This is a genomic window from Devosia sp. Root635 (assembly GCF_001427605.1).
Lineage (GTDB): Bacteria > Pseudomonadota > Alphaproteobacteria > Rhizobiales > Devosiaceae > Devosia.
The window spans coordinates 77897-103271 of record NZ_LMGZ01000005.1; the positions used below are offsets into that span (position 1 = coordinate 77897).

General features: G+C 64.7%; 23 protein-coding genes and 1 tRNA gene. 12 read left to right on the top strand and 12 right to left on the bottom strand.

What is annotated here, in order from left to right:
* The first annotated feature begins 34 nt into the window (after positions 1-34).
* The 4 genes from ASD80_RS04060 to ASD80_RS04075 are packed head-to-tail and all read left to right on the top strand — an operon-like array spanning position 35 to position 3412.
* A complete protein-coding gene (locus tag ASD80_RS04060) occupies positions 35-955 on the top strand; it encodes a carbohydrate ABC transporter permease (RefSeq protein WP_056229347.1) in 921 nt (306 codons plus the stop codon).
* Positions 952-1815 carry a carbohydrate ABC transporter permease gene (locus tag ASD80_RS04065; RefSeq protein ID WP_056229351.1) on the top strand — a complete coding sequence of 288 codons (864 nt, stop codon included), beginning with the start codon at positions 952-954 and terminating at the stop codon, positions 1813-1815. Before ASD80_RS04060 ends, ASD80_RS04065 begins: the two co-directional genes overlap by 4 nt.
* Positions 1812-2477, top strand: a complete 666-nt coding sequence (locus ASD80_RS04070; protein WP_056229354.1) for an N-acetylmannosamine-6-phosphate 2-epimerase — start codon at positions 1812-1814, stop codon at positions 2475-2477. Before ASD80_RS04065 ends, ASD80_RS04070 begins: the two co-directional genes overlap by 4 nt.
* An 8-nt stretch (positions 2478-2485) precedes the next feature.
* Positions 2486-3412 (top strand): N-acetylglucosamine kinase, encoded by a 927-nt coding sequence (locus tag ASD80_RS04075; protein ID WP_082555037.1) that lies wholly within the window; start codon positions 2486-2488, stop codon positions 3410-3412.
* Positions 3413-3523: 111 nt separating this feature from the next.
* Here ASD80_RS04075 and ASD80_RS04080 read toward each other — a convergent pair.
* A tRNA-Ser gene (locus ASD80_RS04080) sits at positions 3524-3614 on the bottom strand.
* A gap of 192 nt (positions 3615-3806) precedes the next feature.
* On the opposite strand from ASD80_RS04080, the gene ASD80_RS04085 reads away from it, so the two are divergent.
* Positions 3807-4319, top strand: coding sequence for a DUF2147 domain-containing protein (locus tag ASD80_RS04085; RefSeq protein ID WP_162247309.1), 513 nt, complete (start codon positions 3807-3809; stop codon positions 4317-4319).
* Positions 4320-4503: 184 nt separating this feature from the next.
* On the opposite strand, the gene ASD80_RS04090 is transcribed toward ASD80_RS04085, so the two are convergent.
* Positions 4504-5202, bottom strand: a complete 699-nt coding sequence (locus tag ASD80_RS04090) for a glutathione S-transferase family protein (protein ID WP_056229361.1) — start codon at positions 5200-5202, stop codon at positions 4504-4506.
* A gap of 162 nt (positions 5203-5364) precedes the next feature.
* Positions 5365-5805, bottom strand: coding sequence for a glyoxalase superfamily protein (locus tag ASD80_RS04095; RefSeq protein ID WP_056229364.1), 441 nt, complete (start codon positions 5803-5805; stop codon positions 5365-5367).
* Positions 5806-6228: 423 nt separating this feature from the next.
* Between ASD80_RS04095 and ASD80_RS04100 the strand changes: the two genes are divergently transcribed.
* On the top strand, positions 6229-6999 hold the full coding sequence (locus ASD80_RS04100; protein ID WP_056229366.1) for a sulfite exporter TauE/SafE family protein: 771 nt from the start codon (positions 6229-6231) through the stop codon (positions 6997-6999).
* Positions 7000-7133: 134 nt separating this feature from the next.
* On the opposite strand, the gene ASD80_RS04105 is transcribed toward ASD80_RS04100, so the two are convergent.
* From ASD80_RS04105 to ASD80_RS04120, 4 genes are all read right to left on the bottom strand, one after another.
* Positions 7134-9227 carry a molybdopterin-dependent oxidoreductase gene (locus tag ASD80_RS04105; protein ID WP_056229368.1) on the bottom strand — a complete coding sequence of 698 codons (2094 nt, stop codon included), beginning with the start codon at positions 9225-9227 and terminating at the stop codon, positions 7134-7136.
* Positions 9228-9825: 598 nt separating this feature from the next.
* Positions 9826-10452 carry a hypothetical protein gene (locus ASD80_RS04110; protein WP_156460321.1) on the bottom strand — a complete coding sequence of 209 codons (627 nt, stop codon included), beginning with the start codon at positions 10450-10452 and terminating at the stop codon, positions 9826-9828.
* Between the two features lie 383 nt (positions 10453-10835).
* Complete coding sequence (sugE, locus tag ASD80_RS04115) at positions 10836-11150, bottom strand: quaternary ammonium compound efflux SMR transporter SugE (RefSeq protein ID WP_056229374.1); 315 nt, start codon at positions 11148-11150, stop codon at positions 10836-10838.
* Between the two features lie 145 nt (positions 11151-11295).
* Positions 11296-12849, bottom strand: a complete 1554-nt coding sequence (locus ASD80_RS04120) for an MDR family MFS transporter (RefSeq protein WP_056229378.1) — start codon at positions 12847-12849, stop codon at positions 11296-11298.
* A gap of 132 nt (positions 12850-12981) precedes the next feature.
* Between ASD80_RS04120 and ASD80_RS04125 the strand changes: the two genes are divergently transcribed.
* Both ASD80_RS04125 and ASD80_RS04130 read left to right on the top strand, forming a co-directional pair.
* A complete protein-coding gene (locus ASD80_RS04125) occupies positions 12982-13596 on the top strand; it encodes a MarR family winged helix-turn-helix transcriptional regulator (RefSeq protein WP_200950223.1) in 615 nt (204 codons plus the stop codon).
* A 94-nt stretch (positions 13597-13690) separates the two neighbouring features.
* Positions 13691-14911, top strand: coding sequence for an MFS transporter (locus ASD80_RS04130; RefSeq protein ID WP_056229380.1), 1221 nt, complete (start codon positions 13691-13693; stop codon positions 14909-14911).
* On the opposite strand, the gene ASD80_RS04135 is transcribed toward ASD80_RS04130, so the two are convergent.
* From ASD80_RS04135 to ndk, 3 genes are all read right to left on the bottom strand, one after another.
* A complete protein-coding gene (locus ASD80_RS04135) occupies positions 14908-15708 on the bottom strand; it encodes a hypothetical protein (RefSeq protein WP_056229383.1) in 801 nt (266 codons plus the stop codon). The two genes, ASD80_RS04130 and ASD80_RS04135, sit on opposite strands and share 4 nt — an antisense overlap.
* A 3-nt stretch (positions 15709-15711) precedes the next feature.
* Positions 15712-17658 (bottom strand): DEAD/DEAH box helicase, encoded by a 1947-nt coding sequence (locus tag ASD80_RS04140; RefSeq protein ID WP_082555039.1) that lies wholly within the window; start codon positions 17656-17658, stop codon positions 15712-15714.
* Between the two features lie 369 nt (positions 17659-18027).
* Complete coding sequence (gene ndk, locus ASD80_RS04145; protein ID WP_056229386.1) at positions 18028-18450, bottom strand: nucleoside-diphosphate kinase; 423 nt, start codon at positions 18448-18450, stop codon at positions 18028-18030.
* 344 nt (positions 18451-18794) lie between these two features.
* Here ndk and ASD80_RS04150 point away from each other — a divergent pair, with 344 nt between their 5' ends.
* The 4 genes from ASD80_RS04150 (at position 18795) to ASD80_RS04165 (ending at position 23033) form a co-directional block, all read left to right on the top strand.
* A complete protein-coding gene (locus ASD80_RS04150; RefSeq protein ID WP_056229389.1) occupies positions 18795-20657 on the top strand; it encodes an ABC-F family ATP-binding cassette domain-containing protein in 1863 nt (620 codons plus the stop codon).
* Positions 20654-21085 carry a cupin domain-containing protein gene (locus ASD80_RS04155; protein ID WP_056229391.1) on the top strand — a complete coding sequence of 144 codons (432 nt, stop codon included), beginning with the start codon at positions 20654-20656 and terminating at the stop codon, positions 21083-21085. The genes ASD80_RS04150 and ASD80_RS04155 overlap by 4 nt, the downstream gene beginning before the upstream one ends.
* A gap of 86 nt (positions 21086-21171) precedes the next feature.
* A complete protein-coding gene (locus ASD80_RS04160) occupies positions 21172-22032 on the top strand; it encodes a DUF4344 domain-containing metallopeptidase (RefSeq protein ID WP_056229394.1) in 861 nt (286 codons plus the stop codon).
* 80 nt (positions 22033-22112) lie between these two features.
* Complete coding sequence (locus ASD80_RS04165) at positions 22113-23033, top strand: ABC transporter substrate-binding protein (RefSeq protein ID WP_056229396.1); 921 nt, start codon at positions 22113-22115, stop codon at positions 23031-23033.
* 6 nt (positions 23034-23039) lie between these two features.
* Here the strand turns inward: ASD80_RS04165 and ASD80_RS04170 are convergent, their stop codons facing one another.
* Together ASD80_RS04170 and ASD80_RS04175 are read right to left on the bottom strand one after the other, a co-directional pair.
* Positions 23040-23486, bottom strand: a complete 447-nt coding sequence (locus ASD80_RS04170) for a DNA polymerase III subunit chi (RefSeq protein WP_056229399.1) — start codon at positions 23484-23486, stop codon at positions 23040-23042.
* Positions 23487-23668: 182 nt separating this feature from the next.
* On the bottom strand, positions 23669-25150 hold the full coding sequence (locus ASD80_RS04175; RefSeq protein WP_056229402.1) for a leucyl aminopeptidase: 1482 nt from the start codon (positions 25148-25150) through the stop codon (positions 23669-23671).
* Between the last annotated feature and the right edge of the window lie 225 nt (positions 25151-25375).

Here is a 25375-nt window from a genome sequence, read left to right on the forward strand (position 1 = left end):
AGGGGCATTTTCTCGCGACACGAGAGCGACCCAAATGCCCCACCTTCGGATGACCGGCAGAGGCCTGTGGATTACCGCGCTCATCGTGCCGCCGCTGGCCTTCGTGGCGGTATTCATCGTCTATCCAATATTTTCAGCCTTCGCCTATGCCTTCTTCGACTGGCAGGGGCTGCGCCGGGGCGAATTCGTCGGCTTCGACAATTTCTTCACCGTGCTGTTCGTCGAGCCCTATCGGAGCTGGACGATCAATGCGTTCAGCCACAATATCGTGGTGTTCTTCGCGCTGATGGTGCTGCAGAACGGGCTGGGCTTCATCCTCGCCTATGCGCTATGGCGGGAATTGCCGGGTGCGCGCTTTCACCGTATCGCGGTGTTCCTGCCGGTGGTGCTGTCCACCATCATCGTGGCGTATCTGTTCAAGCTGTTCCTGCATCCCCTGTTCGGGGTGGTCAATGTCAGCCTCAAGGGCATCGGGCTGGGCTGGTTGGCCCAGCCGTGGCTGGGGCAGAGCGACACGGCGCTGTGGTCGCTGATCGCGGCGCAGTCCTGGCACATGGTGGGCTTCCCGACGCTGGTATTCCTCGCCGGCATGCAGCGCATTCCGGGGGAAATTCTCGACGCTGTCCGCATGGAGACCGAAAGCGAGTGGGTCAAAATCTCCAAGGTGGTCTGGCCGCTGGTCGCGCCCAGCGCCACCATCGTCTTCACCCTGCTGTTCGTGGGGGCGTTCAACTGGTTCGAGCTGCCCTATATCATGGCGGGGCTCGATGGCTCGCCGTTTGGCTCGACTGACGTGCTGGGGCTCTATTTCTACCGCACGGCCTTTGGCAATGTGTCGTCCGGCCAGCAGGATTTCGGCCTCGGCAGTGCGCTGGCAGTGCTGATCTTCGTGTTCATCGCCGTCATTGCCGGCATCATCACGGTGCGGCTGCGCGCACGGGAGATCCAGCTGTGAGCGCCGCCGGCACCACCTATTACGACCGCCGGGGACTGCTCGGCACGCTGGGCCGCGACGGGCTGCTGCAGATCATCCTCATCGCCAATACCATCCTGATGCTGGCACCCATCGTCATCATGGTGTTTTCGGCCTTCAAGACGACGCCGCAAATCTTCCAGTCGCCCTTCGGCATTCCCGATTTCGGCCAGGTGGCAAACTTCGCCAAAATCTGGACAGAGACCAATTTCCTGCGGTACCTGCTGAACTCGTTCTTCGTCACCGGCGCCTCGATGGTGCTGATCCTGACGCTGGGCACCATGGCGGCCTATGCCATCGGGCGCTACCAGTTCAGCGGGGCGAGCTTCATCCTGATGTTCTTCCTGGCGGGGCTGACGCTACCGCTCAAGCTCGCCATCATCCCGCTATTCATGCTGATGCGGGACCTCTCCATCCTCAACAACCAGCTGTCGCTGATCTTCGTCTATACGGCGATGGGCCTGCCGACGACGGTGTTCATCATGACCGGGTTCATCCGCACGCTGCCCAGCGAGCTGGAAGATGCGGCGCGCATGGACGGGGCCAGCGAGGCGCGCATCATGTGGTCAATCATGCTGCCGCTGGTGCGGCCGGCCATGGTGATTGCCGGCATCCAGAACGTGGTGCCGATCTGGAACGACTTCTTCTTTCCGCTGGTCTTCATCCAGAACGACGATCTCAAAACCCTGCCGCAGGGGCTGACCACCTTCATGGGCGAATATACCACCGACTGGGGCGTGCTGTTCTCGGGCCTGACGCTGTCGGCGGCCCCTATCGTGATCCTTTACATCGTGCTGTCCCGGCAGTTCATCGCTGGCATGACGTCGGGGGCGGTGAAATGAGGCTTAAACGCGGTCTTATCGTCTCCTGCCAGGCGCGGGCGGACAATCCCCTGCATGGTCCCCACTTCATGGGCGCCATGGCGCTGGCGGCGCGCGATGGCGGGGCGGTGGCTATTCGCGCCAACGGCCCGGAGGATATCCGTGCGGTGAAGGCGGCGGGACTGCCGGTCATCGGCATCCACAAGGTGTTTTCGGAGCGCTATCCGGTCTATATCACGCCCGACTTTGCCGCTGCCGAGGCCATCGTGGCGGCGGGGGCCGGGATCGTGGCGCTCGATTGCACCGACCGGCCGCGCGATGGCGAGCCCCCTGCCCGGCTGGTGCGCCGCATCAGTGAGGAGCTGGACGCCGAGGTCTTTGCCGATATCTCCACCATTGACGAAGGGCTGGCCGCCGCCGATCTTGGCGCGACCTATGTGGCGACCACGCTTTCGGGCTATACCGAGGCGACCCAGCCCAAGCCCGAAGAACCGGACCTGAAATTACTCGAAACGCTGGCGCGCAGATTGAGCGTGCCGGTGGTGGCCGAAGGGCGCTACAATAGGCCGGCTTTGGTGCGGCAGGCCTTCGAGGCCGGCGCGCATGCGGTTGTTGTCGGAACCATGATTACCAATCCCCGCGAGATCACGCGCATGTTCGTTGCCCAGGGTGTGCCGGTTTGAATGTGCATATGGGGCTCGACATTGGCGGCACGGCCAGCCGCTTCGTGCTGTGTGGCGATGATGGGCGGGAGCTGACACGCGGCAAGGCGCCAGGCGCCACCGGGCATGTGTTCAACCCGGCCGAGAAGGACAGGCTGCGCCATACGCTGGCGATCATCGCTGCCGCCATCGCAGCGGACGGCTACACCATTGCCAGCATCACGGCAGGCCTGACCGGCTATGGCGCTGCGGTTTCGGACGAAGTGACAGCGCTGGCAGGGGCGGTGTTCGGCGTCGCGCCCGATGCCATCATCCTCATCGACGATGTGGCTTTGGCCTATCTCGCCAATTTCGCACCTGGCGAGGGGCACCTGGTTTCGGCCGGCACGGGTTCGATCGGCATCCATATTGGCGCGGATGGGGATTTCGTCCGTGTCGGTGGCCGAGGCATCTTGATCGACGATGCCGGCTCGGGAAGCTGGATCGCGTTGCGGGCGCTGGACCGCATCTATCGCGTGCTGGACCACGACGGCTCGTTCGACGCCGTGAGCGGGCTGGCGCAGAACCTGCAGGCACAGGTCGGCGGCGCGGACTGGCATGCCACGCGCCAGTTCATTTATGCCGGCGACCGGGGGCGCATCGGCACGCTGGCCGTGGCCGTGGCCCGCGCCGCCGAAGACGGGGACGCCGTTGCAGCCACCATCCTGCGCGAGGCCGGAGCCGAGCTGGCGCGGCTGGCCGAGGCGTTAACGGCGCGCGCCGGCAGGCGGCCGATCGGCTTTGCTGGCGGCGTGCTGTCGCTGCATCCGAGCATTGGCGCGGAAATCCGACGCCAGCTCGATGGCCATGACGTCAGGCTGGTCAGCGCCGACGCAGCGCTGGCGGCAGCGCGGACGCAGACTTTGGCGGATGACAGATGGCGGCGGGTGCTGGCCGGGCGCGCATCGATTGCTTAGCCGCATATCACCGGTCATTTCCGCGAAGGCGTGAGCCCGGTTCCACTTGCTGCATCGCCACAGAGGTTCCCGCTTGCGCGGGCACGACACCGTGAAAGTTGCAGGGGAAAGTGGCGGAGAGGATGGGATTCGAACCCACGAGACCCTTTTGAGATCTGCGCCCTTAGCAGGGGCGTGCCTTCGGCCACTCGGCCACCTCTCCGTCAGGGGGCTGGATAGCGGGCGGGGTGAGGCATGGCAAGCGGTTTTTGCCATGGGTGCGGCGCTTGGCGCGGCGCGGACGGATTGTCGCGGTATTTGCTTTATGGCCGCCATGAATGGCGGCTAGATCGTGTGGCGCAGCGAATCGCGGCTGGTCCTCAGGCGGTGGGTGGAATACATGGCAAACGGCGGCTTGAGGCTTTGGATCGGGGCGGGCGTGATGCTGGCCGGCATGGCGGGTGTCGGGGCGCAGGAGCCATTCGTGCCCGATCCCGACCGGGTTCTCGACCCGATCGAGGGCAACTGGCAAACCCTTGAGCTGTCGCAGATCACCATCACGCTGTGCCCGGACGGGTTTTGCGGGACGCTGAGCAAGATCGTGGTGCCGCGCGAGGGGCTGACGGAAGCGGAATATGCCGCCGCGCTGGCAATGCCCCCCGAAAGCTATACCGATATGCGCAACCCCGATCCGACGCTGCGCAGCCGGCCGATGCTGGGGCTGCAACTGCTGACGCTGCTGCCCGGCACGAAGCCGGCCATCTATGACGGGGAAATCTACAATCCCGAGGACGGCAATACCTATTCGGGCTATGTCGAAATGCTTGGGCCGGACCTGATCCGGCTCAATGGCTGCGTGCTGTACAACATCATCTGCCAGGGGCAGGAGTGGGTCCGGGTGGTGCCTGAAGCGGTGGTTGCTGAGTAGGGTGGGTCACTTGGTGGACCACGAAGCCACCCCCTCCCCAGCTCTGCTACGGCCCTTTGGGCCTAGCGGCGCTACCCTCCCCTCAAGGGGGAGGGTGGGTAGGAGCCGATGCTTCCTACGGCAAATGAGGCCGGCACACCCGCCCGCATGGGGAGGGTGGCAGGGCTGATGGCGCGGGGCTTTTTCAGCGCTGGTTGAAGAGGACTTTCTGGGCGTCCTTGTCTTTGGACAGGTCGGCCGAGGGGGTATCCTTGCCCCAGGCGAGGCCGCTTGCCACGGCGGGGCGGGCGCCGAGACGATCGAGCCAGGCCTTTACATTGGGGAAATCGGCAATGTCCTGGCCCTGGCGTTCCCAGCCCTGGGCCCAGCCGATGGCGGCGATATCGGCAATGGAATAGTCGCCGGCGATATAGTCCTGGCCTTCGAGCTGCTTGTTCAGCACGCCGTAGAGGCGGTGGGTTTCGTCGATATAGCGCTTGGTGGCATAGGGGATGCGCTCGGGCGCGTAGATGGCGAAGTGGTGGTTCTGGCCCAGCATGGGGCCGAAGCCGCCGACCTGCCAGAACAGCCATTCGTCGACCTTGACCTGGCTCCGCGGATCGGTGGGGTAGAGCCGGCCGAATTTCAGGCCGAGATATTTGAGAATGGCGCCGGATTCAAAGATGGAGATCGGCTGGCCGCCCGGACCTTCGGGATCGACGATGGCCGGAATCTTGTTATTGGGCGAGATGGCGAGGAATTCGGGCTTGAACTGGTCACCCTTGCCGATATCGATGCGGTGGTAGGTCCACGGGACGCCAAGCTCTTCGAGCATGATGTGGACTTTCTGCCCATTGGGGGTGGGCAGGGAATAGGCCTCGATCGGCTTGGTCTGAATGGTCATTGCCGGCTTCCGTTAGATTGATACGCTCCCATATATCGGCGTTTTACGATGAAAGGCAAGGCGGCTTGCCGCCGCCCTGCCCTCGGATACTAAACTTGTCGCGCTTTCGAAGCGGAAAACCGGGACCACTTTTCCTGAAAGCGCTCCTAATGATCGTCACGGTCAGGCCCGCCGCAGGACCATCTGCGGATTGCCGTTGCCGCGCATGGCGCTGGAAATGCCGTGGATATCCACGGTGGACACCACGCGATGGCGCAAGGCGGCGAACATGAAGGTCGGCGTGACATTGACCGGCTCATCGAACTGGATGGTCACGGTGTAGCTCTGCATGTTGCCGAGGAGCTGGACGCCGATGAGCATGCCGGCGAAGGGCTGGTCGAGGTAGAGCCCGGTAACGCGCATACCGACCTGCCAGGGCGACACCACGCGATCGGGCAAGGCGGCGCGGGCGGTGTTCCAATCACGGTAGCCGTGGGTGCGGGCGACCTGTTCGAGGGCGGCGCCATGCGACAGGGTTTCGCCTGCCCGTTCGCGCTCGGCGCGGAGGGCCCTGGCTTCCGATTTCAGAGTCTGGGCGGATGGAGTATCGAGTGAAAACGACATGATAGGTCCTCTCATTTGCAATGAGGCGACTGTTCCATGGGGGCTCGCATTGCCATGAGGCGCCTTGCAAAGATGAACCGGAGTTCGTGTCCTGCTCGGAAACTGGGCTTCACCATCGGAATTTCTTCCGGCGAGCGGCGGGTGCCAGCGACCTGAGCGGGATATGCGCGCGAGGGGACCTTTTGTCAACGGCATGGCTTGTATGCGATCAATCCCGGTGATGGGGCGATCAGCGATTTGTGTTGGGCGCCGTGATACCTTGCGCAGTATTGAACCATGTGCCCCCCGGGGCATAGGCGCTTCCCGAGGACTTGATCCGCGGGTCGGCCTCAACGCGGCACAAGCGGCGAGTGGCCCTCGGATCAAGTCCGAGGGAAGCGATTGTGGGTGGGAGGGGTCGGGGCCCGTCACCAGGAGATTGGGATGATCGAGACGCTGTTTCTGCTGATTGCCGGCCTGTTGGGCGGCGCGGTCAATTCGCTGGCCGGTGGCGGCTCGTTCATCGTGTTTCCAGCTTTGCTGTTCGTCGGGATACCGCCCGTCATTGCCAATGCGTCGAACACCTATGCCGCCCTGCCCGGCTATGCGAGCGGGGCCGCGGGCTATTGGCACGCCATGGCGCCGTACAAGGACCGGCTGGTGCTCTATGGCGTGATGTCGGCGGTGTTCGGCTATATCGGGGCGGAACTGCTGCTGGTGGTGTCGGACGAGTTGTTCGACCTGGTCGTGCCCTGGCTGATGGCCTTTGCCGTGCTGCTGTTCGTCTTCGGCAACCAGATCAACGGGTTTGTTGCCGCTCGGAGCGGTGGCGGGCGCGGCATGAAGGTGCTGGGCAGCGTGCTGCTGATGGCGTTCCTCGCCGGCGTCTGCATCTATGGCGGGTTCTTCAATGCCGGACTGGGCATCCTGCTGCTGGCGTTCCTGGCGACCGCGGGGATGCGCGATATCCATGCCATGAACGGGCTCAAGCTCTATGTGTCGAGCATCGTGGCTTTGGTGGCCGTGGCGCGGTTTGCGCTGAGCGGGTCGATCGACTGGTATCATGGCTCCATTGCGCTGGTGGGGGTGACCATTGGTGGTTATCTCGCCGCCAAGAATGCCCATCGAATTCCGACGCAGTGGATACGGATGGCGGTGATTGTATATGGGGTCATCATGACCGGGTATTTCTTTTGGGGGGCTTATTTGGCTTAGTGCCACGCCCTCGTGGTTCGAGGCTCGTGAAGAACTCGCACCTCACCATGAGGGCTACTGGGGCACCGAGCTAAAAGTAGCCCTCATGGTGAGGCGGGAGCGCAGCGACCCTCGAACCACGAGGGCGTGGCAGGTCAGTCTGCCCGCCTGACCCAGACTGCCGCATCGTGGAAGGTGGCGCCGCCGAAGGGGGGTGCGGGGGCGGCGTTGGTGAGGGTGTTGATGCCCTTGCCGCGGCGATGGGCCCTGTTCTGGTGGAGGCCTTCGGCGATGACGACGCCGGTGGGCAGGCCGGTGCGGATGCGGGCGGTGAGATCGACGCTGCCGCGGCGATTGCCGACGGTGACGAATTCGCCATCTTCGATGCCGAGGCGGGTCGCGTCTTCGGGGTGGATGAAGAGCGAGGGCATGCCTTCGCGCTTCTGGCTGCCGGGAGTTTCGTTGAAGGTCGAATTGAGGAAGGCGCGGGCCGGGCTGGTGGCGAGGCGGAATGGATGCTCGGCACTGGTGGGCTCGTTGATGGCCCAGTGGTCGGCGAAAAGCGGCATGTCCTGGGGGTCGCAGACCCAGAGATAGCCCTTGCGGTCGGCGACATCCTGCCAGTTCGGCGCGAAGCGGAAGCGCTTGTCGGGCCAGGCGAAGCCGTCGGCAAAGCGGGCGGCGGCGTCGGGACGTTCGCGATCGATGAAGCCGGTCTTTTCGACCTCTGCCAGCGCCGGATAGCCGGAGCGGCGGAAGGTTTCGGCGACGACGTCGCGATCCACGGTGCGGAAACTGTCGTGGTCAAGGCCGAGGCGCAGGGCCAGGGCGTTGATGACTTCGTGGTTGGAGCGGGTTTCGCCGGGGCGCTGGATGACGGCGGGGCCGTAGAGCACGCGGGTATGACCGCCGCGGGTGTAATAGTCGTTGTGTTCGAGGAACATGCTGGCCGGCAGGACGATATCGGCGAATTCGGCCGTCTCGGTCATGAACTGCTCGTGGACCACTAGGAACAGGTCTTCGCGGGCGAAGCCGGCATGGGCCAGGGTCTGGTCGGGAGCGACGGCGGCCGGGTTGGTGTTCTGCACGATCATGGCCTTGACCGGGCCGCCGCCTTTCAGCGCCTTGGCGTCGCCGGTGAGGATGGGGCCGATCTCGGACATGTCGAGCCAGCGCGGTTCACCCTTTTGCATGGCGTCGCCGGTAATGGCCGATTTGTCGAGCTGCCAGGTGCCGGAATTGGAGTGGAAGGCGCCGCCGCCGCGATGCTGCCAGGCGCCGGTCATGGCGGGAATGCAGAGGGCGGCGTGCATGGCGGTGGCGCCATTGCGCTGGCGGGTGAAGCCGAAACCGAGGCGGAAATAACTCCGCGGCGTGGTGCCGACGAGATGGGCGAAGGTGGTGATCTGATCCACTGTGAGGCCGGTGATGGCGGCAGCCCACTCGGGCGTCTTCGTCGCCAGATGGGCTTCGAAATCGGGGCCGAAATCGGTGTAGCGGGCCATGTAGGCGCGGTCGGCCAGATTGTCGCGCAGCAGGATGTGCATGACCGATACGGCGAGGGCGCCGTCGGTGCCGGGGCGGAGCACGAGGCCGAGATCGGCCTGAGCCATGGTGGCGGTTTCGTAGATGTCGATGACGACGACCTTGGCCTTGCGCTCTTTTTTGGCGCGCATGGCGTGGGTCATGACATTGACCTGGGTGTGGACGGCGTTGGTGCCCCAGATGACGACGCAGTCGCTTTCGGCCATCTGCTCGGGATTGACGCCGCCCAAAAGGCCGGTGCCGGCGATATAGCCAGGCCAGGAAGTGCCGATGCAGATGGTTTCGTATTGGCGCGAATAGCCCTTGGCGGCGCGCAGGCGGTCGATGCCGTCGCGGTGCACATGGCCCATGGTGCCGGCGTAAAAATAGGGCCAGATGGCTTCAGCGCCGTGCTCGGCCTCGATGGCGGTGAAGCGGGCGGCGATTTCGTCGAGCGCCTCGTCCCAGGTGATCGGCTCGAACTGGCCGCTGCCCTTGGCGCCGGTGCGGCGCAGCGGATGCAGCAGGCGTTCGGGGTGGTGGACGCGCTCGGCATAGCGGGCGACCTTTTCGCAGATGACGCCGGCGGTATAGGGGTCGTCCCTGGCGCCACGCACGCGGCCGATGGTGTGGTCGTCCACAATGTCCACATCCAGCGCGCAGGCGGAGGGGCAGTCATGCGGGCAGACCGAACGGGCGGTGCGGATGGCGACGGGCTGGTTCATGGCGCGAGATTACCGGAGCGTGGACCGGCGCTCAATTGAATTGGGGTGATGGGTGATATTCGGGGCGTGAATGCATGGCAAAGCGCCGCCTGCAACGCGGTTATCGGATAGTCGCATGCCAAAACTGGCAGCGTGCGGATCCCGAGACGGCCTTCGCCTCTGATAAATTTAGTAATGAGACGGAAGCCGTCTCGGGATGCCGGGACTTGCTCGGACGGCGCGATCGCAGACCCTGGCGGTTAGCCGTAGCACCCCGCCCAAACTCCCCCGGCTGGCTTCCGGACGCCCGTCGCTGCAGCGCCGCCCGTATCCCGGAAGATGGGGGGATGATACGCGCGGTTTTGGCGAGGGGGATAAGATGGGCAAGTTGGTGTTTGTGGCCTACCCCCACCCTCATTCCTTCTCACCTAAAATCGCTCCACTGGCGCGATTTTGCCTACGGCCGGTTCGAAGCCCACAAGAGGGAGGGAATGAAGTTGGGGGCGTTTGGCCCGACCTACCTTGCGGCCGAGGCGCGATCTCGGGATGGATCCCGGCTCAAGGCCGGGATGACATCGAGCGTGGGGCAGCGTTGTGCCCACGAGGCGTCATTCCCGGCTCAGAGCGTGGCGAAGGCCTTGGCGGAGGCTTCCGTGTTGCGGCGGGCGCGGTTGGTGGCGTGCTTGGCCAATTGGGCGGCGCCGGAATGGAACTGGGAGAAGGTGACGCGCCTGGCGTCGTGGGTGGCGATGGTGACGCCGCGCCAGTTGGGGCGGACGGAGCGCACATCGGACCAGGCCAGTTTGGTTTCGCGGCCGAAGGCGGAGCGATGTTCGAGCTGGGTATTGTTCCAGCGAACGCGGGTGAAGAGGCCGCCGAGGCCGATGGCGACAGCGCCGCCACCGAGCAGCAGAGAGGCGATGAAGGTGGCGATCATCTGGGTGGGCTCGACATGGCGGCTGCCGCCGATGACGATGATGGCGCTCATCAGCACCACGGCCAAAGCCGCAGCGCCGTAGCAGGCGAAATATTCGACCATGGACGGGCGCAATTCGGACCAGCCATCGACGCTGACGGCCTCTTCGCTCTGGACCAGGCGCAGAGCGAGGAAGGCGGCATAGCCGAAGGCGACCACGCCGGCGGCGCGGGCAAGGGGCAGACCTGAGGTGAAGGGAACGTATTTGAGGACGATCAGCGAAACGACTACGACAAGTGGCACAGCCACTTCCTGCCAGCGCAAGGGCACTATTGCTCTCCAAAGATAGGGGCGCCGGCGACGCTAGGTCGGCAATCTATGAGGTGAATCTAGCAAGGTTGGCTGATTTGACCATTAACAATTTTGGGAGCGAGCCCGTTCGCGTAGAACATCAGCCTTTTTGCAACGGGCGCGGCGAGTTGAGAAAGTGATTCAAGGGCTTCGCGCGGTGATTCATGGGGGTAGCAGAGCGAGTCCGCGGGCGGGCACAAATGTTTGATAATACAAGGTTTTTTCCGCAGACTTGATCGGCTAGCATTCGCAATTCAGCACGCGCGGCGAAAGACCCCCGGATCAAGTCCGGGGGAAGCGATTGTGGATGGGTGAGCGTGAAGACTAAGGGCGATTCCCCGCTTTCGGGAATGACGCCGGGTCTAGGACAGCACCTTGAGGCCGATGATGCCGGCGACGATGAGGCCGATGCTGGCGAGGCGGGCCGCGGTGGCCGGATCGCCGAACAGATACATGCCGAGCAAAGCCGTGCCGACGGTGCCGATGCCGGTCCACACCGCGTAGCCGGTGCCCACGGGCAGGTCGCGCAGGGCCAGACCCAGTAGGGCGACGCTGATGACCATGGCGAGGACGGTCAGCGAGGTGGGGACGAGCCTGGTGAAGCCTTCGGTATATTTGAGGCCGATGGCCCAACCCATTTCAAAGATGCCGGCAATAACGAGATAGACCCAAGCCATGGGATCTCTCCTTGGTATGGCGGGTCGTCCCGGCCGGGATAGGGGAAAGGCCGCGGGGTCGTCCACGCGCCGCCTTGAGATAGGACATATCGAAGCGGAGGTGAAGTGCGTCGCCGGACCATCTCATGGTCCGGCGACGCATGGATCAGGCGCCGACAGCGGCAGCGGCGGCGTTTTCCTCGGCCTCGATTTCCGCTTCGGGCTCCTTGCGCAGGGTGGTGGCGAGCGGAATCTCCCGCAGCAGGAAGGTCAGACCGAAGGCCAGCAGGGCGGCCGCGGCGGCGGTGAGGAAGACCGGGTGCAGGGCGGTGGCGAAGCCTTCGAGCACCTGGGCGCGTACAGCCTCGGGCAGGGACTGGATGGCCTGGGCGTTGAAGGCGCCGCCGCCAGTAGGCATGGTGCCACCGAGCTGGCTGGCCAGGCCACTGGAGAAGATGGCGCCAAAGACCGACACGCCGATGGAGCCGCCAATCTGGCGGAACAGGGTGCTGCCGGCCGTGGCAACGCCAACCAGTTCACGCGGCACGGCATTCTGCGTGGCGGTGACGCTGACGCTGTTGATGGGGCCAATGCCGACGCCGACGACGAACATATAGAGCGCGATCTGCCAATCGGGGGTGTCGAGTTGCATCATGCCCAGCAGCAGCAGGCCGCCGAACAGCACGGCCGAGGCCAGCATGGGCAGCAGCTTGTAGCGGCCGGTGCGGCTCATGACGAAGCCGGACAGGGTCGAAGCGCCGATGAGGCCGACCATCATGGGCAGCAGCTGGAAGGCCGAATTGGTGGGCGAGATGCCCTTGGCGATCTGCAGATAGAGCGGCAGGAAGGTGATGGAGCCGAACATGGCCATGCCGACGAGGAAACCGACCGAATTGGTGACGACGAAGGTATTGTTGCGGAAGAGCTGGAGCGGCAGCACCGGCTCGGCGGCGCGGGACTCAACCCAGACGAAGGCAATAATGGCCACCGCCGACAGGGCGACCATGCCGATGATTTCCACCGAGAACCAGGGGAAGGTGTTGCCGCCCAGGCTGGTGGCCAGCACGAAAGCCGACAGGGCCGCAGTGAGCAGGACGAAGCCCATATAATCGATCTGGTGGGCGACGCGGGTCACCTTGGGCTTGAGGGCGAAGCCGATCACCACCAATGCCAGCAGGCCGAGCGGCAGGTTGATGATGAAAATCCAGTGCCAGCTAAGATGCTCGACGATGAAGCCGCCCAGCAGCGGGCCGACCACCGTGGCGACGCCGAATACGGCGCCGAAAATGCCCTGGATCTTGCCGCGCTGGCGCGGGGGAATGACATCGGCAACCACGGTCATGGCCACGACCATGAGGCCGCCGCCGCCCAGGCCCTGCACGGTGCGGGCGAAGATGAGGAAGTTCATGGAATTGGCGAAGGCCGAGAGCCCTGCCCCGATAAGAAAGATGACGATGGCGGCCTGCAGCACGATCTTGCGGCCATAGAGGTCGCCGAGCTTGCCATAGATGGGGGCAACGACGGTGGAGCTGAGCAGATAGGCGATGACCACCCAGGTCAGGTGCTCCAGGCCGCCGAGCTCGCTGACGATGGTGGGCAAGGCGGTCGAGACGATGGTCTGGCCGAGAGAGGCCAGCAGCAGCGTCACCGCGACAGCGCCGATAATGAGGCCCACCGACTGAGCCTGCGGCTCTTCGGCGGATTGTGCAGCTTGAGACATTGGACGATCCTTTGACCCCGCGGGCATCGATGCCCACTTGCGGGATGAATTATTGCGGCATATATCTGCTCGCAGCAATTACATGTCAATAGCATGTAATTGTCGAAAGCATGCGAAATTGCGAGGACTGCCATGCCCCAATCCGGTGGCAAGACCGATATCAACACCCTGCTGCGCAAAGCCGGCATCGAAGAGGCGACCGTGGATGCGGTCATCCGTATCGATGCGCTGATGCAGAACTGGCGGCGGCGTATCATGCGCCGGGAATTGGGGCACAAGGCATTGAAAGACCTCAGGATCGGCATCGACCTGGCGCAGTTCGACGTGCTGGTCGCAATCGAGGCCCCGGTCGTGCAGTTCGGCGACAGCGAGGGCGAGACCATGGTGGCGACCGTGGCCGAGCGACTGGGGATCGATCCGTCGCGCGCCAGCCGTATCGTCAGCGAAATGGTGGAAGCCGGCTATGCGCGGCGGGCGGTGAGCCAGGCCGATGCACGGCGCACCATTATCGAGCTGACCGATGCCGGACAGGGCATCATCGAGGCGGTGCGGGCGTATAAGTTCCTGATTCTGGGGGACTTCATCGGCGGGTGGGACAAGCAGGACGTGGAGCGCTTCGTGCCGCTGCTGCGCAAGTTCGGGCAATGGCCGGAGCACCTGGAGGCCGGTACGAACAAGTTCGCCGATGACATTGCGCTGCTGGCGCAGCAGATTGCGGCGGACCGGAAGCAGGCCGAACCGGCCTGACCCAAACAAGGGCCGTTTTGCCCACTGGAAACGATTTAGTGGACAGATCGGAAGGGCGCGGGCTAGGTCATTGGCCTGCTCGGGGGGATGATTCATGGTCGGGCTTGCGCGCGTGCCGGTGACCGCCTTGCTGGGGATGAACATGTTCTTCTCCGGCGTGACCTATGCCGCGACCATGCCCTATGCCTCGCTGGTGGGCGTGGATACGCTGGGCATGTCGCCGGGCTGGTTCGGCGCCGTCATGGCCACCGGGTCGGTGATCGGCACCTTTACAGCTGTGCTGCTGGGTTATGTTTCCGACAAGCTCCGGGATCGCCGGCTGCTGGTGCTGCTGACGGCGCTGGCGGGGATGATCGGGCACGGGCTCATCTATCTCTGGCCAAGCCAGGCCGGCTTTACGATCGCCATGGCGGTGATCATGCCGTTCGGGCTGGCCTGCTTTTCGCAGACGCTGGCCTATGTGCGGGTCTACTACATGCAGAACCGGCCGGAGCGGGCCGATTTCATGGTGACGGCGCTGCGCACGGTCTTCACCGTGGCCTGGATCATCGTACCACCCGTCGCGGGCTGGGTTGCGGCAGAGTTCAGCATTTTCGATGTCTATCTGGCATCCGCGATCAGCTATGCGTTGATCGCCGGGGCCTTTGCCGTCCTGATGGGCAACCCGCGGGCACAGGTGCAGACCCAACCGGTGGTGCGGCGGGAAGGCGCGTCGCTGCTCTCGACCTTTGCCCTGCCGATGGGCACGCTGGCCGGGCTGCTGGGACTGGTCATCATCCAGTCCGGTACGCGCGTCATGAGCTTCACCGTGCCGCTCTTCATTGTGAACGACCTGAGCGGCACGATTACGCATGTGGGATTTTTCGCCGGCATCACGGCGGCGATCGAAGCGCCCTGCATGCTGCTCTGGGCGTGGTTGACAACCAAGTTCACCAAGGAAACCCTATTGGCTTCGGCGGGCCTGGTCATGGCGCTTTTCATGCTCGGCACCAGCCTGCTGGGCAGCGTTTCGGCGCTCTACTGGCTGCTCGTGCTCAACGGGCTGGGGACAGCCGCCATGATGAGCATCACCATTTCCTATGCGCAGGACGCCATCAAGGGGCGTGTCGGCCTCTCCACGTCGCTGCTGGACCTGATCGCCATTTCAGCCAACCTGCTGGGCGCGACGGGCTTTGCCGTGCTGACCTCGGGCGGCAACTATCGCTTTGCCTTGATGGTGGCCGCGGCGGTTGCAGCGGCAGGTGCGGCCACGATGGCATTGGGCAATGCTGCAAAGCTGGGGCGACTGAGGGCCGCCACGGTGGCCGAAGGTTAGAACACGACCCCCTCGCGGCGGCAGAGTTCGGCCATGGCGCTGTCGAGGGGTGGTGGTGGCATGTCTGCGCGGCCGCGATTGGTGAGCTGGCTGCGCCAGAGGTGGATCGCCAGCGTGTCCGGCGCGACAGCGCCGTCGACGCTGGAGCCGGGCTGCATGAGCGCCGGAATGCCCTGATAGGGGATCGGATAGAGCGCCGAAGCGGGCAGGACCTGGCCGGAAAGGCCGCGTTGGCGCACGTAGTGGGTCAGGGCCATGGGGCCGGTGGCGCCATATTGCATGAATTCAGGAGTGACCCTCTGGCCCATCAGCCGCCGAGCCGCGACTTCGAGGCGCCGGAAGACCGGCAGGTGCGGCTCCAGGAGCGGGCGCGGGCCAGGTGCGAAAATGCCGAGCAGGTCATCCAGCAACGGGGCATCGGCCGGGATATGGAGCACCGCGCCATTGACCGAGCCGGGGCGCTCCCAGGCCATGAGATAATCGGGCGGGCCGGCGATCGGGCGGACGCAATAGACGTCCAGATCGGCATAGACGCCGCGGCTTTGGCGCAGGCCGGTCATGCGGAAGAGGTCGGAGAAGACGCCCGGCGTGCCCCGGCCCTTGTAAAACATCAGCCGCTCGCGCGGCAGGATGTCGGCCGCATCGCAGGCCACCGCCCCGGCCGGCAGATCGGGGATGGGATCGTAGGAATAGACTTCGACCCGGTGACCGCAACGGCTGAACGAAGCGATGGACAGGGCTTCGAGCCAGCTCATCGGCCCGTGCCAGAAGCTGAAGATGGTGGGCAGGCCGGTCATCGATCAGATCTGCGGCTTGCGCTTGGGCTTGTGGTCCTTCTTGGCCTTGGCGCCATCCTTGGCCGCCCATTTGGGCTTGCCCTTGTCCTTGCTGACAGGCGCCTTGCTCACCTTGGGCGGGCGGGGCTTGTCGAAATCGGGTTTTGGCGCGCGCGGGGCTTCGTCGGCAGCGGCGGGGCTCCAGCCGCCGGTCGTTGCGGGCGCTTCGAGATCGTCGGGGCGCAGGCCGCTCGAACCATAGCGGGCCTTGCGGTCGGCGCGCTCGGGGCGCGGGGCGTTGGGGTCGTAGCGTTCCACCGGGCCAGGCGGACGGCGCTGGGACGGCGGCGGGCCGGAGCGGCGTTCGCCGGGGCCGTCGACCGGCGCAATAGTGACGCCGCGCTCGCCGGAGCCGTTTTTCTCGATGCTCTTGGCGAAGGCATCGGCCTTCTGGGCGGCGACTTCGAAGATGGATTCGGTATCGAAGATGCGGATGGAGCCGATGGCGGTCTTGGTGACGCCGCCGGCCTTGCACAGCATGGGCAGCAGCCAGCGCGGCTCGGCCTTGTGCTTGCGACCGACCGAAACCTTGAACCAGGTGCCGCCCTCGAAGCGTTCGCGGGTGCGCGGGTCTTTATCGCCGGGCTTGTCGAAGACCGGAGCGTCCGACACATCCTCGGGCGCCGGGCGGGCGGCAAGCTGCTGGCGGAGATAGGCGGCGGCGATGGCCTCGGGCGTGTGGCGCGCCATGAGCTGGGCGATGAAGGCGGTCTCTTCCTCGGTGGCGGGTGCGGTCAGCGCCTCGCTCGACAGGATGCTCTCGCGGTAGCGGGCCTCGATTTCCTCGGCGGAAGGCGGCTGCATCATCGACACATCGATGCGCGCAACCTTGAGCACGCGCTGAGCGACGTTGCGGCGGTGCATCGGCGAGATGATGACGCAGGTGCCCTTGCGCCCTGCCCGGCCCGTGCGGCCGGAACGGTGCAGCAGCGTATCGGGATTGGTCGGCAGGTCGGCGTGTATGACCAGATCGAGATTGGGCAGGTCGATGCCGCGCGCGGCGACGTCGGTGGCGACGCAGATGCGGGCGCGGCCGTCGCGCATGGATTGCAGCGCATTGGTGCGCTCGGCCTGGGAGAGTTCACCCGACAGGGTCACCACGTCGAAGCCGCGATTGTGCAGCCGTGCCGAGAGATGCTTCACGCCCTCGCGGGTAGAGGCGAAGACGATGGTGTTGACGGCCTCGAAGTAGAGCAGCGTGTTGATGATGGCGTTTTCGCGCTCGGCAGCGGGAACCAGCATCAGCTTGTAGTCGATATCGGCATGCTGCTCGGCGGCATTGTTGGCGGCGACGCGCAGGGCATCGCGCTGGAAGGTCTTGGCGAGTTGGGCGATGGGTTTTGGCACCGTCGCCGAGAACAGTAGCGTGCGGCGGTCCTCGGGGGCAGCGTCGAGGATGAATTCGAGATCTTCGCGGAAACCGAGATCGAGCATTTCGTCGGCCTCGTCGAGCACGACGGCGCGCAGCGCCGACATGTCGAGGGCGCCGCGGGTGATGTGATCGCGCAGGCGGCCGGGGGTGCCAACGACGATCTGGGCGCCGCGCTCGAGGGCGCGGCGCTCGGTGCGGGCATCCATGCCGCCGACACAGGAGGCGGTGCGGGCGCCGGTCTCGGCATAGAGCCAGTCGAGTTCGCGCTGCACCTGCAGGGCCAGTTCACGGGTCGGGGCGATGACCAGGGCCAAGGGGGCACCGATTTCGGTGAAGCGCTCGGCTTCGCCCAGGAGGGTCGGGGCGATGGCCATGCCGAAGGCGACGGTCTTGCCCGAGCCGGTCTGGGCGGAGACGAGCAGGTCGCGGCCGGCGGTTTCATCCTCGATGATGGCGGCCTGTACCGGGGTCAGGGTTTCGTAGCCCTTGGCGGCGAGGGCGCGGGCGAGCGGGGGGAGGATGGTTTCGGGAAGGGACATTTTTGGCCTTTATGGACGCCGACCAATCGTTTGGCGTCAGGTTCCGCGTTGGCAGGATGTCCCACATTCGCGGTCGGTTCGGTAGGAATGAGGCTGTGGCGCTACCGGCACCATAGCACAAGCAAGCAAAAAGGCCGCCCGGCGGGCGGCCTAGGAATATCGAAACTACCACCATGTCATCCCAGCGCAGGCCGGGATCCATCCTGAGATGGTAGACGTTGGCGCGACCTCAGGATGGATCCCGGCCTACGCCGGGACGACATCGAAAGGGTGGAAAGGCCGAACCGGCCCTTCGCAAGGCTCCGGGCGTTCGCCCCTCAAATCGCTCCACTCGAGCGATTTGCCGGCTGGCAAGCCAGCCGTCGGGCCTCACCCAACCAGTTCGTCGTCGTTGAAGAAGAACTTGATTTCGGTGGCGGCGGTCTCGGGAGCATCCGAACCGTGGACCGAGTTTTCGCCGATCGAGAGGGCGAATTCCTTGCGGATGGTGCCGGGAGCGGCATTCTCGGGATTGGTGGCGCCCATGACTTCGCGGTTCTTGAGGATGGCGCCTTCGCCTTCCAGCACCTGCACGACGACGGGCGAGGCGATCATCTGCTCGACCAGTTCACCGAAGAAGGGGCGATCCTTATGGACGCCGTAGAAGCCTTCGGCCTGGGCGCGGGTCATGTGGATCTTCTTGAGCGCGATCGGGCGGAGACCGGCTTCCTCGAACTTGGCGATGATCTTGCCGATGAGGTTGCGACGGACGGCATCGGGCTTGATGATGGAGAAGGTGCGTTCGAGCGCCATGGGGGTCGATCCTTGAATGGGTCTGTTGGAAAGGTGGCGCCTTGTAACGGGAGAGTTTGACGGGCGCAAGACGGGCCTTGGTGCCACGCCCTCGTGGTTCGAGGCTCGCGAAGGGCTCGCACCTCACCATGAGGGCTACTTTGAGTGCGGTGTATCTGTAGCCCTCATGGTGAGGCGGGAGCGAAGCGACCCTCGAACCACGAGGGCGTGGCACCCTTGCGCCTAAGCCGGTTGCCATAAGGGTCGCTTAACTCTATCCAACGGCAAACACTTTGTCGCAGGCCGGTTGCCACAGTTTTACCCGTTGCTCCCTGCATCCTGCCCTCTCCTCAGATTGCCTGACCATGCTGACCATCAACAACCTTACCTACCGCATCCAGGGCCGGGAGCTTTTCGAAGACGCCTCGGTGGTGCTGCCGACGGGGTCCAAGACCGGCTTCGTCGGCAAGAACGGCACCGGCAAGACCACCTTGTTCCACCTGATCCAGGGGCATATCGGGGCGGATTCGGGGTCGATGGAGCTCAACAAGAAGGCGCGGATCGGCGCTGTGGCGCAGGAAGCGCCGGCCGGCAACGAGAGCGTGCTCGACGTGGTGCTGGCGGCCGACAAGGAGCGTACGGCGCTGCTGGCGGAGGCGGAAACTGCAACCGATCCGCACCGGATCAGCGATATCTATACGCGGCTGGCCGATATCGACGCCTATTCGGCCGAAGGGCGCGCCTCGGCCATTCTCAAGGGGCTGGGTTTCGAGCAGGACCGGCAGAATGCGCCGACACATGAACTCAGCGGCGGCTGGCGCATGCGCGTGGCGCTGGCGGGCGTGCTATTCAGCCAGCCCGACCTGCTGCTGCTGGACGAGCCGACCAACTATCTCGATCTCGAAGGCACGCTGTGGCTGGAGAAGTATCTGGCCACCTATCCCTATACCGTGTTCATGATCAGCCACGACCGCGACCTGCTGAACAAGTCGGTCAGTTCCATTATCCATCTCGAGCATCGCAAGCTGACCTTCTACAAGGGCAATTACGACACGTTCGAGAATACGCGCCGGCTGCAGATGGAGCTCAATAACAAGAGCCGCGAGAAATCGCTGGACCAGATCGCGCATCTGCAGAAATTCGTCGACCGCTTCAAGGCCAAGGCGACCAAGGCCAAGCAGGCGCAATCGCGCATGAAGATGATCGAGAAGCTGAAGCCGCCGGCGGCGATGTTCGATGAATATGCGGCGCCGTTCAAGTTCCAGCAGCCGGGCAGCGAGCCCCCTACCCCGATGATCACGCTGGACGGCGTTTCGGCGGGCTATGGCGACAAGACCATCCTGCGCAACATCACCACGCGCATCGACCCCGATGACCGCATCGCGCTGATCGGCGTCAACGGCAATGGCAAGTCGACCTTCGCGAAGCTCCTGGCCGGTGATATCGCGCCGATGGGCGGGCGGTTCAACAAGGGCAAGAAGCTGGAAATCGCGCATTTTGCCCAGCACCAGATGGACAAGCTGCAGCCGGAATGGACGCCGCTGGAGCACATGGTCGACCTGATGCCCAAGGACAATGAGGCGCGGCGCCGGAGCCGGCTCAACCAGATGGGGCTGACGACCAGCCGCATGGATACCAAGGCCAAGAACCTTTCCGGTGGCGAGCGGGCACGCCTGCTGATGGGTATCATCACCTTCAACGGGCCGGGGATGATGATCCTCGACGAGCCGACCAACCATCTCGACATCGACAGCCGCGATGCGCTGGTGCATGCGCTCAACGATTATGAGGGCGCGGTGCTGATCATCAGCCACGACCGCCACCTGATCGAGGCGACCTGCGACACGCTGTGGATCGCCGAGGGCGGGACGATCAGCGAGCTGGACGAGGATCTGGACACCTACCAGCGCAACATCACCTCGACCAAGGAACCCAAGGGTGGCGGCGGTGGCAAGGGCAAGCTGAGCAAGCAGGAGGCGGCGGCGCGGCGCGCCGAAGTGGCGCCTCTGAAGACGTCCATTAAGGATGCGGAAACCAAGATCGGCCGTTTGAAGGTGGAAATCGACAAAATCGATACCCAGCTTGCCGATCCCAAGGTCTACAACGGCGCGCCCGACCGGCTGATTGCGCTGGGCAGGGACAAGGCGCGCTTTGCGGCCGAGTTGGAAACCACCGAAGAACAATGGCTGGCGCTCAGCGCCGAGCTGGAGGACGCAGAGCGCGCATGAGCAAGCTCGCCGCCAAGGATGTGATCTTTACCCTGGGGATGCAGCGGCACCCCGAGGGCGGCTGGTATGCGCGCACGTTCGAGGATGGCGAGAAGGGTGACGGACGGGCGCGCTCCACGGCAATCTACTACCTGCTCGAAGCGGGCGATGCGTCCCACTGGCACCGGGTCGATGCGGTGGAGGTGTGGCACTATTATGCCGGGGCGCCGCTGCGATTGCGCATTTCCGACGGGAAGAGCGTCGACGAGCACCTGCTGGGGCCGGACCTCGATGCCGGCCAGCGCCCGCAGGTCGTGGTGCCGGTCATGGCCTGGCAGGCGGCTGTCAGCACCGGGGACTGGACGCTGGTCGGCTGCACGGTGGCACCGGGCTTCCAGTTTTCCGGGTTCGAACTGGCGGACAAGGACTGGGCGCCGGGAAAGGACTAGGACCTAAGGCCGGCATTGCGGGGGCCGTTGACAGTTGCGCGGCATTGCCATTTGCTGGCGACACAAGAAGCCGCCGAAAGTGCATCATGCGCCCTGGTTCCAAGCTGGTTGCTGCCCTGCTGGTCTGCCTGCTCTGGATTCCCGGCCTCGCCCAGGCGCAGGACCTGACCAAGGCGCAGCGCGCCGAAATCCGGCGGTTTGCCTATAATAACAGCCTGTTCACGCTCTATCACGAGGTGGCCCACCTGCTGTTCCACCAGCTCGACCTGCCCATTCTGGGGCGGGAGGAGGATGCGGCGGACAATATGGCCACCTGGACCCTGCTCAACAAGCGAACGCCGGAGACCGACCGGGCCCTGGCCGATGCGGCGCAGGGCTGGATCCTGTCGGGCGTCGCCTATGACAGCGGCGGCGACGAGAGCGACTATGCCGCCGGCCACAGCCTCGACAAGCAACGCGCCTACCAGATCGTCTGCCTGATGGTGGGCATGGACGATACGGCCTTCCGGCCGATCGCCAACGAATACCGGATCGACCGCGACCGGCAGGAGAGTTGCTACTGGGATTATGACACGGTCAACCGCGCCTTCCAGGGGCTGCTGGGCGGGCGTGGCAACAAGAACGGCCGAGGCACCGAGGTCGTGGTGACCTATCACGATGCCGGCGGGCGGCTGAAGGCAGCCGCCGACGCTTTCAAGTCGAGCGGCGTGTTCGACCAGGTAGCGGACGAGTTGCGCAACAATTACAGCCTGCGCCAGCCGGTGCAGTTCAATGCCAAACGGTGTGGGGAGGCCAATGCCTTCTATGACCCGGAAACGGTGGAAGTGATCTTCTGCTACGAACTGATGGCCGACTATATGGAACTCTACGAGGCGAACATGCCCGCGGACGTGGCCCCTGCCCCGCGCCAGACCGGCGCGGGCAAGGAAAAGACCTCCAAATTCTGACGCTTCGGAATAAGTTGATATTGACAGTCAACTAAAAGCGATCCAGTAGCGAGCCATTGCAACGCTCGGGATCGACGACAATGTCCATCAGACTCAACCGCCGCAGCTTTACCCTGGGAACCGCTGGCCTGGCGCTTGGTGCCATGCTGCCGGTTCGGGCCTTCGCGCAGGAAACCCGTTCCGTCACCACAATCTACGGCACCTATGACATTCCGGCGTCGCCGCAGCGCGTGGTCGCCGTCGACTCGCGGCTCGACCTGCAACCGGCGCTGGCGCTTGGCCTGCCGGTGATCGGGCATGGCCATTCGCTGCCGGCCCGCTGGGTGCCCAATACGCAGGGACTTGAATATTTCGGCGCCGAGATCAACATCGAGCAGGTGCTGGCCGCCGATCCCGACCTGATCATCTGCGCCGACTACGAAAAGGAGCAGGACAGCAGCTGGTGGCCGGCGCGACGCCTGCGGGAGGTTGCCCCGGTGGTACCGACCAGTGCGCAATTGCCCTGGAAGGACGCGCTTCGGGAACTCGCCCATGTCCTTGGCCGGGACGGCCAGGCCGATGCCGCCATGGCGGACTATGACGCGCTGATCGCCGACATCAAATCGCGCCGCGCGGAGCAGATTGCGACCAAGACCGTCGTTACGCTGCAGCCGAACGCCGCCGACGTCTTTCTGTCTACCGGCACGACGATGCTGCCGACGCAGGTGCTGGCCGATCTCGGGGCAAAGACCATCCCGCCCGGCGCCAACCAGCCCTATATGACCGACGCGATTCCGGCCGAAGGGCTGGGCGACGCGCTCGGGCATGTCGATGGCCTGTTGCTGGTCACAGGGACCGATGCCGATGTCGCCGGGGTTGCCGAGATGACCACCTGGCAACGCCTGCCCGCAGTGCGGGCCGGGGCGACGATCAACTCCAACGGCAATGTCAACTATGGCAGCATCTATTCGGCCATCCAGATCGCCAAGTTCATGGACGAACTCTATGGCAAGATGGCGTGATGGTGGTCAGGCTTTCTTGAGCCAGCGGCCATCCGCTTCCTGCTGCCAATAGGTTAACGGACTGCTACCCTTGAGCGCGACCCACGCCAATCGCGCTTCGGCGACGGCATCGGGGTCATGTGCCGAGAACATATAGACAATCCGCTCGTAGCCGTCGGCTGACTGGGGCACTGCCCGGTCAACGAAAAACCGCACGTTGGCCTGGTTGCGATTGTCCGTTCCGGTGGTGATGAGGATGGGCTGATGTGCGTCGGTTTCGTCGCCGGCGAGACCGTGAGCGAGGAAGCTGTCTTCGCGGTAGGTCCAGAGATGGGAATCGAGCGCTTCGGCCCGCTCGGTGGAGCCGACTTCCACCACGGCACGCCAGCCGCGTTCGAGGGTCTTTTCCAGCAATGATGGAAGGACCGCTTCGACGGGGCGAGGTTCGAGGTGGTAAAAGAGAATGTCGGTCATGGGGGGCAGTTAAGCCTTTCGGGCGGGCGGGTGGAAGATGGAATCGGTGGATACAACCCACCCACCGCGCGTGACCCTCGGGCTTGACCCGAGGGCGTTGCCTTACTGAATGTTCAGCAAGTGTAGAGCCCTCGGGTCAGGCCCGAGGGTGACGATCCGGGGTGAGAGGATGTCGTGGCTGACTACCCTTCGTAGTAGTCCCTTACCAGCCGATCCAGTAGCGCGACGCCGAAGCCGGGGGCCCAGGAGGTGCTGGTTTCGGAATTGCCGGCGCCGAAGGCGGTGCCGGCGATGTCGAGATGGGCCCAGGGCACGTCGTTGACGAAGCGCTGCAGGAACTGGGCGGCGAGGATGGAGCCGGCGGGACGACCGGCGGAATTGCGGATGTCGGCGAACCTGGACTCGATCACCTTGTCGTAGGCGGGGGCCAACGGCATGCGCCAGAGCTTTTCGTTGGCACTCAGACCAGCGCCGAGCAGGCGGGTGGCCAGTTCGTCATTGTTGGAGAAGAGGCCCGCATGCTCGTGGCCGAGGGCGACGATGATGGCGCCGGTGAGCGTCGCCAGGTTGACCATGAAGCGCGGCTTGAAGCGATCCTGTGTGTACCAGAGGGCGTCGGCCAGCACGAGGCGGCCTTCGGCATCGGTATTGATGACCTCGATGGTGGTGCCGCTCATGGCCTTGACGATGTCGCCGGGGCGGACGGCCTTGGCGGAGGGCATGTTTTCGACGAGGCCGATGACGCCGACCACGTTGACCGGGGCCTTGCGGGTGGCCAGCGCCAGCATGAGGCCAGTGACGGCGGCGGCGCCACCCATGTCGCCTTTCATGTCTTCCATGGAGGCAGCGGGCTTGATGGAGATGCCGCCGGTATCGAAGACCACGCCCTTGCCGACAAAGGCCAGTGGGGCGGTGCCGGCATCGCCGCCGCGCCATTGCATGACGACGAGGCGCGCCGGGCGGTCGGAGCCCTGGGCGACGCAGAGCAGCGAATTCATGCCGAGCTTTTCGAGCGCTGCGGGTTCGAGGATTTCAACCGTGACGCCAAGGCTGGCGAGTTCGGCGGCGCGGGCGGCGAATTCGACGGGGCCGAGGATATTGGCGGGCTCGTTGATGAGGTCGCGGGCCAGGAGGGTGCCGTCGACGGTAGCGCCGCGATCGGCAATGGCGGCATCGGCTGCGGCTGGATCGGCGACGTGGAGGGTAACGGCAAGGCCGGCGGGGGCGTCGTCGGGCTTGGCCGACTTGTATTTGTCGAAGCGGTAATGGCGGAGGCGCAGGCCTGCGGCGAGTTCGCCGATGGCGAGGGGGGTGGCCGCGGGCTCGTCGATGACGACAGCGATGGTTTCGGCGCGGGTGGCGGCGAGTTTGGCGAGAAGCGAACCGCCGCGGTCGGTCCAGCCATTGAGGGGAATATCGGCATCGGCCTTGCCGCGACCGAGGACGAGCAGGCGCTTGCCGCCGGAGCCCAGTATGTCGAGCGCCTGGCCCTGCTTGCCCTTGAAGGCGCCAGCCTGGGCGGTTTCGGCCCAGGCGAGGCCGGTGGCGGCCCAGATGGTGGCGGCGGCGCCCGATGGGGCTTCGTTTTCGGCGACGTAGATGACGGTGAGGCCCGCAGGGACGCCGGCATGGGCGGCGGTGCGGATGGTGATGGACTGGGACATTGGGGGCCTTGGGCAGAGCGGGCGGGATTCGCGCGGTGGAATGCGATTGCCCGATACTATCACCGGGTCGGTGCTGCGAAAGCGGGGAACCCGGTTTGTCCTCAGGCGATGGCGTGGCGGCGCTTCATCCTCGACGAGGAGTGTTTTTACACCGAGCACTTCATTCATGCGCCGGGCCTGGCTCTATCGCCTCCCTCCCCCTTGAGGGGAGGGATCGAGGGTGGG

Excerpts from the sequence above, each read along its gene's own strand:
- ASD80_RS04060 (WP_056229347.1), top strand. The coding sequence starts at position 35 with ATGCCCCACCTTCGGATGACCGGCAGAGGCCTGTGGATTACCGCGCTC.
- ASD80_RS04070 (WP_056229354.1), top strand. The coding sequence starts at position 1,812 with ATGAGGCTTAAACGCGGTCTTATCGTCTCCTGCCAGGCGCGGGCGGAC.
- ASD80_RS04075 (WP_082555037.1), top strand. The coding sequence starts at position 2,486 with ATGGGGCTCGACATTGGCGGCACGGCCAGCCGCTTCGTGCTGTGTGGC.
- ASD80_RS04090 (WP_056229361.1), bottom strand. The coding sequence starts at position 5,202 with ATGACCATTCAGACCAAGCCGATCGAGGCCTATTCCCTGCCCACCCCC.
- ASD80_RS04095 (WP_056229364.1), bottom strand. The coding sequence starts at position 5,805 with ATGTCGTTTTCACTCGATACTCCATCCGCCCAGACTCTGAAATCGGAA.
- ASD80_RS04100 (WP_056229366.1), top strand. The coding sequence starts at position 6,229 with ATGATCGAGACGCTGTTTCTGCTGATTGCCGGCCTGTTGGGCGGCGCG.
- ASD80_RS04105 (WP_056229368.1), bottom strand. The coding sequence starts at position 9,227 with ATGAACCAGCCCGTCGCCATCCGCACCGCCCGTTCGGTCTGCCCGCAT.
- sugE (WP_056229374.1), bottom strand. The coding sequence starts at position 11,150 with ATGGCTTGGGTCTATCTCGTTATTGCCGGCATCTTTGAAATGGGTTGG.
- ASD80_RS04120 (WP_056229378.1), bottom strand. The coding sequence starts at position 12,849 with ATGTCTCAAGCTGCACAATCCGCCGAAGAGCCGCAGGCTCAGTCGGTG.
- ASD80_RS04125 (WP_200950223.1), top strand. The coding sequence starts at position 12,982 with ATGCCCCAATCCGGTGGCAAGACCGATATCAACACCCTGCTGCGCAAA.
- ASD80_RS04130 (WP_056229380.1), top strand. The coding sequence starts at position 13,691 with ATGGTCGGGCTTGCGCGCGTGCCGGTGACCGCCTTGCTGGGGATGAAC.
- ASD80_RS04135 (WP_056229383.1), bottom strand. The coding sequence starts at position 15,708 with ATGACCGGCCTGCCCACCATCTTCAGCTTCTGGCACGGGCCGATGAGC.
- ASD80_RS04140 (WP_082555039.1), bottom strand. The coding sequence starts at position 17,658 with ATGTCCCTTCCCGAAACCATCCTCCCCCCGCTCGCCCGCGCCCTCGCC.
- ndk (WP_056229386.1), bottom strand. The coding sequence starts at position 18,450 with ATGGCGCTCGAACGCACCTTCTCCATCATCAAGCCCGATGCCGTCCGT.
- ASD80_RS04150 (WP_056229389.1), top strand. The coding sequence starts at position 18,795 with ATGCTGACCATCAACAACCTTACCTACCGCATCCAGGGCCGGGAGCTT.
- ASD80_RS04155 (WP_056229391.1), top strand. The coding sequence starts at position 20,654 with ATGAGCAAGCTCGCCGCCAAGGATGTGATCTTTACCCTGGGGATGCAG.
- ASD80_RS04160 (WP_056229394.1), top strand. The coding sequence starts at position 21,172 with ATGCGCCCTGGTTCCAAGCTGGTTGCTGCCCTGCTGGTCTGCCTGCTC.
- ASD80_RS04165 (WP_056229396.1), top strand. The coding sequence starts at position 22,113 with ATGTCCATCAGACTCAACCGCCGCAGCTTTACCCTGGGAACCGCTGGC.
- ASD80_RS04170 (WP_056229399.1), bottom strand. The coding sequence starts at position 23,486 with ATGACCGACATTCTCTTTTACCACCTCGAACCTCGCCCCGTCGAAGCG.
- ASD80_RS04175 (WP_056229402.1), bottom strand. The coding sequence starts at position 25,150 with ATGTCCCAGTCCATCACCATCCGCACCGCCGCCCATGCCGGCGTCCCT.